The organism is Vibrio sp. D401a (assembly GCF_030248515.1).
Taxonomy (GTDB): Bacteria; Pseudomonadota; Gammaproteobacteria; order Enterobacterales; family Vibrionaceae; genus Vibrio; species Vibrio rotiferianus.
This window is the reverse complement of record NZ_JAHGAI010000059.1, coordinates 24,535-32,370: the sequence shown is the minus strand read 5'-3', so window position 1 is coordinate 32,370 and position 7,836 is coordinate 24,535. Positions and strand designations below refer to the sequence as shown.

Annotated in this window: 5 protein-coding genes and 1 tRNA gene; 2 read left to right on the top strand and 4 right to left on the bottom strand. The window is 46.0% G+C overall.

Annotated elements, in window-relative coordinates; translation table 11 throughout:
• Positions 1 to 89: 89 nt before the first annotated feature.
• A tRNA-Ser gene (locus KIV41_RS22310) sits at positions 90 to 180 on the top strand.
• A gap of 651 nt (positions 181 to 831) precedes the next feature.
• On the opposite strand, the gene KIV41_RS22305 is transcribed toward KIV41_RS22310, so the two are convergent.
• The 4 genes from KIV41_RS22305 to hemC are packed head-to-tail and all read right to left on the bottom strand — an operon-like array spanning position 832 to position 4,911.
• Positions 832 to 2,013 (bottom strand): heme biosynthesis protein HemY, encoded by a 1,182-nt coding sequence (locus KIV41_RS22305; protein ID WP_285337709.1) that lies wholly within the window; start codon positions 2,011 to 2,013, stop codon positions 832 to 834.
• On the bottom strand, positions 2,013 to 3,224 hold the full coding sequence (locus KIV41_RS22300) for a uroporphyrinogen-III C-methyltransferase (RefSeq protein ID WP_010444547.1): 1,212 nt from the start codon (positions 3,222 to 3,224) through the stop codon (positions 2,013 to 2,015). Before KIV41_RS22300 ends, KIV41_RS22305 begins: the two co-directional genes overlap by 1 nt.
• 17 nt (positions 3,225 to 3,241) lie before the next feature.
• A complete protein-coding gene (locus KIV41_RS22295; RefSeq protein WP_029560890.1) occupies positions 3,242 to 3,970 on the bottom strand; it encodes a uroporphyrinogen-III synthase in 729 nt (242 codons plus the stop codon).
• Positions 3,971 to 3,972: 2 nt separating this feature from the next.
• Positions 3,973 to 4,911, bottom strand: a complete 939-nt coding sequence (hemC, locus tag KIV41_RS22290; RefSeq protein WP_285337708.1) for a hydroxymethylbilane synthase — start codon at positions 4,909 to 4,911, stop codon at positions 3,973 to 3,975.
• 347 nt (positions 4,912 to 5,258) lie between these two features.
• On the opposite strand from hemC, the gene KIV41_RS22285 reads away from it, so the two are divergent.
• Positions 5,259 to 7,787 carry a class I adenylate cyclase gene (locus KIV41_RS22285; protein ID WP_010444538.1) on the top strand — a complete coding sequence of 843 codons (2,529 nt, stop codon included), beginning with the start codon at positions 5,259 to 5,261 and terminating at the stop codon, positions 7,785 to 7,787.
• Positions 7,788 to 7,836 lie beyond the last annotated feature (49 nt).

Below are 7,836 nucleotides of genomic sequence, written 5' to 3'. Positions count from 1 at the left end.
CAGGCTTTAATATCGCTTTTGGATAAATCTAAAGGCAAAACTGAAATTTAGCATTATTTAAGTAAGACTAAATTTTAGTAACAATTTGTGGAGAGATGGCTGAGTGGTTGAAAGCACCGGTCTTGAAAACCGGCATACGTTAATAGCGTATCTAGGGTTCAAATCCCTATCTCTCCGCCACTATTAAGAAGCCTCGCTAGAAATAGCGAGGCTTTTTTTATTTCTACACGAGCTATGAAATGATAGGGATTTACTAAATCCCGATTCTCTGTCACTACATAGAAAGCCCGTTGACAATTCAACGGGCTTTCGTCGTTTCTGATACTTGCAAATCGGCGAAGTGATTTGAATCAACCTCCTAGCGAACATTGCTCCAAACTAAGCACCTCTGCTCTCCACCTAATGAGTAGTCCAGTGTTAAGCCGTACCTTGAGGCTTTCTGTTGTCCTCACTTTATAGGGTTATAGGAACTCATAGCTTTGTCCTCCACTAAAAGTTATTAAGCCTGTCCCTTACCCTTTCTATCTCTATCGGCTCAGTGTTTCTGTTAACAGAAGAGCTGTCTTACTCGCCATTCAGGTTCAATCGCTCTGCTTTGTAGAAAATGATTGAGGTTGTTTCACGTGGCTTTTGATGAGATGAAGAGTTGTAGTTTGGAGTGAACTACAGAAGCTTTGGCGTTTGTTCCTAATCAGGCTTAAGTGATAAGAGAGGTAATAGCTTTTGGAGAGTCTGTCGTTACGATGATAGGGCGTGAGGAATTACAGGCAATAAAAAAGCCGACAGTTTACTGTCGGCTTTCTACTTTCTACTTTCTACTTTCTGAATCGCTTAGTTGTTTTGAACTAGCGTTAGTGCTTTACGAGAGACCTCGTGAGCCGCTTTAGTCAGGTTTTGCTTCTCTAGTGTGTCTGCGAGGAAAGCATAGTCAGAGACGTCTGAGTGGAGCTTCAGAGCAACCTCGAACTGTTGTTGTGCTTCTTGCCATTTTTCTTGTCGGAATAGGAAGTGTCCTAAAGCACTATGAGCAGCGGCATTATCCGATTCACGCTTTAATACACCTTCTAAGAATACAACTACAGGGTGGCTGTCTGACAAATTTAGCTCAGGCAGTAGTCGGTATAGTTCAGGTGTTGGGTGTTTCTTCAGTGCTTCTTTGATAACCGTGAAGGCTTCAGAATCTGCTTTACGTGAAATGAGTTCTCGTGCGAAGCAAGCAATGAGGTGAGTATCTTGTTTTACTTTGCGTGGCAGACCGTTCCAGTGTGAGATCAGTCCTTCGCTACCTTGTTGCTGGGCGACTTCGTGTAGTAAGCCACACTGTGCCTTCTGAATCAGTTCCGCTTGCTCTTCTTCTGTTACCAGCTTGGCTTTGGTTAGCTGAGGCATCAGATCGATCAGTGGTTGCCATAGCTTAAGCTGCATGTAAGTGGTTTTTAGCAGGTTAAGAACGATCGAGTTATTCGCGTACTGACCTTTCAGCGCTTGCAGAGTATCGAATGCAGATTCGAATTCGTTATCGCGAATGAACTGTTTCGCACGAGTCAGCTCTACTGCTAGGTGCGCATTCTCTTGCTGGCTTGCCAGTTCTAGGTACTGGTCACGCTTGGCTTTGTCACCTTGACCTTGTGCAGCCTCTGAAGCCACTAGGTAGCATAGAAGAGGCATGTCGTGGTGATTTGCCCAGCGTGTCACTTTCTTCTCGGCACCTTTCCAGTCACCTTCAAGTAGCTTGATGATGCCTTCGTTGGTGTAGCGACGAGAGCGGCGCATTTTACGCACGCTGAAGTAGTTCCAGGTGCTTGAGCTTGCGTAAACCAGTTTCTTGAGCACGTACTCTAGGAAGAACAGTGCTGCCAACGCTGCAATTACGAAGATCACTAGCGTGGTTACGCTCATCTCAATGGTTTTGTTCGCGATTGAAATCAGGACATAACCTTGCTGACCTGAGAACTGCGTGCCAACGAATAAGCCAGCACCAAGAACTACAAATAGGAAAATAAGACGAACCATTACTTATCCTCCGTACCTGTCATCGTGGTCACTTCACGACGTAGGCGTTCACGAATCACATCTGAGAGTTGGTTTTGGCTTTCTAGCTTCGCAGGGTATTCGACTTGAATGTCTTGCTTGCTCAGTTGGCTCAGTGTCTTGTTGAATTCTTTAACCGAGTTGTCGTCTTGGTTGAAGAATGCCATGGCCCATTTATCCGCTGTTTCCAACGAGGTGGTGTAGATCTCACCTTGCTCTTGGTATACCGCTTTGATTGCTGTCTCTAGCTTCGCTTTGATGTTTTCTTTCAAGTAGAAGTGTTGCTGTGGGGACAATAGAGGAATCACGTTACCATCGCGAGTACGGAAGGTGATGAAGTTTTCTGAGAAATCTTTCAATGACGTCATCAGGTTATCTTGCCAGTTAGCAATGTCTTCTGAGACTTCTTGTTTTTCGACTGCTGCCGCCTCTGGTAGCAAGGCATTCGCTAGAGGTAGTTTATCTACCTGTTGCTGTAGCGCAGTTAGGCGTAATACCAAGCCATCACGGTCTACCAAAGGAACAACACGTAGCTTAGTAATGTCGTTTGCCATTGCTTTACGAAGCCCAACTAAACTTGGATCGTTTAGTGCGGCGATGCGTTGGTCTGCACTTTCCATCAATTGAGTCGCGCTTTCTACATCGTGCTCTAGGAACAACTTACGACCAGCGAGTTTTACTAGGTAGTCAGCTTCTGCTAGTAACCAGTCGTTTGGACGACGGCCTTTTACGTCAGCGACTGCTAGTTGCAGGCTTTCAATGCTCTTTTGCTGCTGACCCAGTACCACTTCTGCTTTGTGAGTGACTGTAGTCGCTTTTTCAATTGTCTCTTGTTTTACTTGGCTTAGCTCTTGTTTCATTGCTGATTGAGCTTGCTCTAGTTGGTTTTGAAGCTGAGCAATCTGAGTTTGGTATTCAGACTGCTGCTCGAGCATTTTGTAAGTCAGACCACCACCAAAAATAAGTGACAAGACGATTGCAACGGTACCCAGCTTGACGCCACGTTTACCTTGCTTCTCTTCAAATTCACCTTTGCTTGGCTCTGTTGGTTTGGTTGGTTCGGCAGGCTTTGATTCTGCTTTGCTCGATTCAGATTCCTTTTTAGGCGTGTCTTTTTCAGCTAGCGGTGCCGATGTGGTTTCTTCGGAAAGGTTTTTATCGTTATTCTTTTGATCGTTATTTTTACTTGTCATGCCTATATCCTGTATAGCTAGGGCTGGAGAGCAGCCAGTAATTCTTGGTTGGATGCGCTTCCTGTGCATCTGACCTGAGTGAAGCCCCGTTGAATTGCGATGTCAGCGATTCGCTGACTGGGGATATACAACTCTTGTTGATTAAGCCAAGCCAATTGCTCTGGCGACAATTGGCGACACAAATAATCCAGTTGTTCACCACTGGTGATGATGATCTGGTTGATTTGCTGGGTTTTCCATTGTGAGACACAGCTTACTGGATCGAATGGGATAAATTCTCTCTTATAAGTCTCACAATAGTGAACTTTTGCTCCACGTCTCACCAATGCATCTTTTATCAGCTCTCTTCCACCGTTACCGCGAAGAATAAGAACGGTTTGTTTATCTACATTGTCTAATTCGGGAAGCTGCAACAAGTGCTCACTATCACTGACTTGTGGATAGTGTACTTTTTGTTGGGTACATTTGCTCAAATAGTGTGCGGTTTTTTGACCAACGGCAAGGTATATAGCTTGCTTAGACCATGATTTAGCGTGGTTTCGCAAGATTTGCTCTGCGCATTGCACCGCATGTTGGCTTACCGCAATGATTATTTGAGCACTTTCAATGTATTTGGAGAGTTGTGTGTCGCTGAGATCGGCGACGATGTCGATCAGTGGATGATGAATTGCAGTTATGCCGTGCCTTTCGAGCAGAGAGCAAAGCGCCATGCCTTGCTCTCCCGGACGAGTGACCAACACTGTCATGATTATTCGTTGTCTGCGTACAGTTTGGTTAGGATGTCGCGCGCACCGTTTTCAAGTAGCTCGTTAGCAAGTTGAACGCCTAGTGCTTCGGCATCGTTGCGGTGACCACGAATTTCACCACGTACAATTAGGCTACCGTCTGGTTCACCAACCAGTGCGCGAAGCCAGATGTTGTCGCCATCAAGCAGTGAGTAGCTGCCGATTGGTACCTGACAACCGCCCTCAAGAGTGAGGTTCATTGCGCGCTCACAGCGCACGCGATCTGCCGTATCTTGGTGATTTAGTGGCTCAAGCAGTTTTAGTAGGCGTTCGTCATCCACACGGCACTCAATGCCTACCGCGCCTTGGCCTACTGCTGGCAGTGATTGTTCTGGTTCGATAAAGCTGCGAATGCGCTCTTCTAGCTCAAGGCGCTTCAGACCTGCTGCTGCAAGAATGATCGCGTCGTATTCACCTGCATCTAGCTTACCTAGACGCGTACCAACATTACCGCGTAGCTCTTTGATGATCAGGTCTGGGCGGTATTCTTTCAACTGACACTGACGACGTAAGCTACAAGTACCAACAACCGCGCCTTGCGGTAGCTCATCAATGTTGTTGTAAGTGTTTGATACGAATGCATCACGTGGGTCTTCACGTTCACAAATCGTCACCAAGCCAAGACCTTCAGGGAAGTCTACTGGTACATCTTTCATTGAGTGCACCGCAAGGTCTGCGCGACCTTCAAGCATTGCCACTTCCAGCTCTTTAACGAACAAGCCTTTACCACCGACTTTTGCTAGCGGCGTATCCAAAATGATGTCGCCTTTGGTCACCATAGTAACCAGCTCCACTTCAAGGCCAGGATGAGCGGCTTGAAGGGCATCTTTTACATAGTAGGCTTGCCATAGGGCAAGTGGGCTTTTTCGTGTTGCAATGCGAATTGGCGTAGATTGTGTCATGGTCTTCTCAATGCTGTTTTAGTTTTGCTTAATCCTACCACTCAACGCGTGAAAGTCTTAATGTTAGTTAGGCTTCTCTAGGGGTCATAAATGGAATTACACAACGTTATGAAAATAGTGTGACTAGATTCTCATTTAGACTAAGGACTATTATTAGTTATAGGCGAATACAAGCGACACTACGGCGCTATCAATTTTTGCGACTAGTGTGGGGTTTTTAGACCACAACTATTTGCGGGTGGAAATCTTTACCAACCCTGATGAAAGTGTTAAATTGATCACGTTTTTAAGCCGTTTTGGTTTAAAACATCAGCAAATTTCGTGATTGTTCAACCAAGGAACTTCCCTTGCAGGCTTACACCCAAAAACTTATTCAGCGATTAGATAATCTAAACCAGCAGCGTATTGATCGCGCGCTGGCGCTTATGGATTCGCAAAGCCAGCAAGTATTCCACTTGATTCCTGCCTTGTTGAACTACAACCACCCTGTGATTCCGGGCTATTATGATGCCGATGTACCTTATGGTGTGTTTGGCTTTGAGTTGAATCAACTCCAGCAACAATTCCTTGAAGACACTCAATTGACGATTGGTCAGCCGCTCGAAACTGCTGAGCAACCTGCCATCCTTGGCTTGTACACCATGGGCAGTACCTCTTCTATTGGTCAAAGTACCTCAAGTGATTTGGATATCTGGGTGTGTATCTCGCCGGAGATGGATAACGACCAGCGTGAGCTGCTTACCAATAAATGTTTGCTGATCACTGATTGGGCGCAAAGCCAAGGTGTGGAGGCGAACTTCTTCTTGATGGATGAAGAGCGTTTCCGTAGTAATCATTCAGAAGAGATGACCGGTGATAACTGTGGTTCTTCTCAGCATCTTTTATTGTTGGATGAATTCTACCGTTCTGCGGTACGTCTAGCTGGACAGCGTTTGTTGTGGCAAATCGTGCCGCCAGAAATGGAAGAGTGTTACGACGAGTACGTTGCACAGCTTTGTAAAGATGGCTATATCAACTGTGATGAGTGGATCAACTTTGGTCAGCTTAACCGCATTCCTGCTGAAGAGTACTTCGGCTCGAACTTATGGCAGCTGTATAAGAGTATCGATTCCCCTTACAAATCCGTGTTGAAAGCGATCTTGCTTGAAGCTTACTCGTGGGAATACCCGCACACACAACTTCTTAGTATCGACACCAAGCGTCGCTTCTTTGCCCACGAGCCTGACTTGTACGGCATGGATGCGTACTACTTGATGCTAGAGAAAGTAACGCGTTACCTAGAGCGAATCCAAGATGACACACGTTTGGATTTAGTTCGCCGCTGTTTCTATCTTAAAACCCATGAAAAACTGTCTCGCGAGCCAGATGTCGGCTCTGTGGCCTGGCGTCGTGAAGCTTTGAGCGACATGACTGCGAAATGGGATTGGGATGCATCGGTATTGGCGGAGCTCGACGATCGCCGTAACTGGAAAGTAGAGCAAGTGAAAGTAGTGCACCATGCACTGCTGGATGCTTTGATGCAAAGCTACCGTAACTTGATCCAGTTTGCGCGCCGTAACGACATTACTTCGGCGATCAGCCCGCAAGATATCAGTATCCTCGCACGTAAATTGTACGCGGCATTCGAAGTGTTGCCGGGTAAAGTTACCTTGCTTAACCCGCAGATCTCACCAGATTTGCACGAACCCGACTTGAGCTTCATTGAAGTAAAAGAAGGCAGCGTAAACAAATCCGGTTGGTACTTGTACAAGCAACCATTGATTGCGCACCGCATTCTTGGTCAACCTTGCCTTGAGCATCACGAATACTTGAGCAAGCTGGTTTCTTGGGCGTTCTTCAATGGTTTGATTACTGAGTCGACACGTTTACACGCGGTGGTGCGTGAAGCTCAGTTAGACATTGATAAGTTCTACCAAATGGTGAGTGACTTGCGTAACACCTTCTCGTTGCGTAAGCGTCGTCCAACCATGCAAGCATTAGCGAGCCCGTGTGAGATCAGCCAAATGGCAATGTTCATCAACTTCGAAAATGACCCGACGGCAGCATTGTCCGGTCGTTCACTGAAAGTTGATGTGAAGAATACAGACATCTTTAGCTTTGGTCCTGAGCAAGTCAACTTAGTTGGCAGTGTTGATTTGGTTTACCGTAATTCATGGCATGAAGTGCGTACACTGCATTTCAAAGGCGAAACCGCAATGCTGGATGCGCTGAAGACGATTCTGGGCAAAATGCACCAAGATGCGATCCCGCCAGAGTCGGTTGACGTGTTCTGTTACGCGAAGAACATGCGTGGTGTGATGCGCAATATGGTTTACCAATTATTAGCTGAGTGCATTGACTTACGTTTGAAGCCGGTTGAGCAAGAGAAGCGTCGTCGCTTTAAAGCGATGCGTCTTGGGAATCAAACTTATGGTTTGTTCTTCGAACGTCGTGGCGTATCGGTACAGAAGTTAGAAAACTCAGTCGATTTCTACCGCAGTATTTCAACCAACAAGTTGAAAGGCTCACCGCTGTTGATGCTAGATCGTGAGCAAGAGTACCAACTGCCAGAAGTGGTAGATGGCTTTGCCAGTGAAGGTTTGGTGCAGTTTTTCTTTGAAGACACCGATGATGGCTTCAATATCTATGTATTGGATGAGTCAAACCAAGTTGAGGTTTACCATCAATTTAGCGGTTCGAAAGATGAAATGATTGCGTCGGTGAACAGCTTCTATACCTCGGTAAAAGATGACAGTCGTGTCTCGTCGAAGTTTATTAACTTTAACTTGCCGCAGTACTACCAAATCATTCATCCGGAAGAAGGGAATACCTACATTATCCCTTATCGCAATGATGGTTGTACGCCAACTCGCCCAACCAAAGCGGTGAACGTGTAAAAATGAAAAAGAGCACAGGGTGCTCTTTTTTATTTCTGGCTTACTAGAA